The organism is Streptomyces sulfonofaciens, from assembly GCF_014656295.1.
In the GTDB taxonomy this organism is placed as follows: domain Bacteria; phylum Actinomycetota; class Actinomycetes; order Streptomycetales; family Streptomycetaceae; genus Streptomyces; species Streptomyces sulfonofaciens.
In genome coordinates this window covers 1-580 of record NZ_BNCD01000095.1, presented here as the reverse complement: position 1 = coordinate 580, position 580 = coordinate 1, and the positions used below count along the sequence as shown (strand labels likewise).

Genomic DNA, 580 nt, shown 5'->3' with positions numbered 1-580 from the left:
AGAGTTTATAAGCGATTTTCAAGCGGTTCCTCTCTAATCTAAACACGCTTTGCATGTCCAAATCATTCACCGAAAAACCAGAAAGCTTGTTTTCTAAATGCTTTTCTTGGTGGCTTAAAAGCTCTTCTAAATAGATCAATTGCTCGCTATTGAAAGGTTTTTCTTTCATGCAAGATTCAACCTGTTTTCATATAACTTTTCATGCAACATGCAAGGGCTTTTTTTCATTTCATGCACCTTACTGGTGCAACCAAACAATACTAGTCCCATAATGACAAAAAAAATTCTCATTAAATTCCTATTTATTTAAATTTCATTTTTTGTATTTATTGTATCCTTTTTAACCTTTTTTTGCTTGAAATTTGGGATTTTTACATCTAATTGAGTGGTTTCTACCTTGAATGTGGGGGAATGCGTTTCTTTTTCTTTAGTGGCGCTTTCTCTTGTAGAAGTAGAAATAGGAGAAGAAGCGGGTGGGGTCGTGATATATTGTAAGGAATTAAGGGCGTTTTGGCTGAGGTTAGTGCTCAAATTGGTGGCGAGCTTGTAAGTTTCTTTAAGGCTGTTTTGCACCCTAAAT

1 protein-coding gene is annotated in these 580 nt (G+C 35.2%); it reads right to left on the bottom strand.

Translation table 11 applies throughout. The features are described from left to right. Positions 1-306: 306 nt before the first annotated feature. The coding region (locus IE313_RS36720) for a TrbL/VirB6 family protein (protein WP_229925209.1) at positions 307-580 on the bottom strand (274 nt) is incomplete at its 5' end.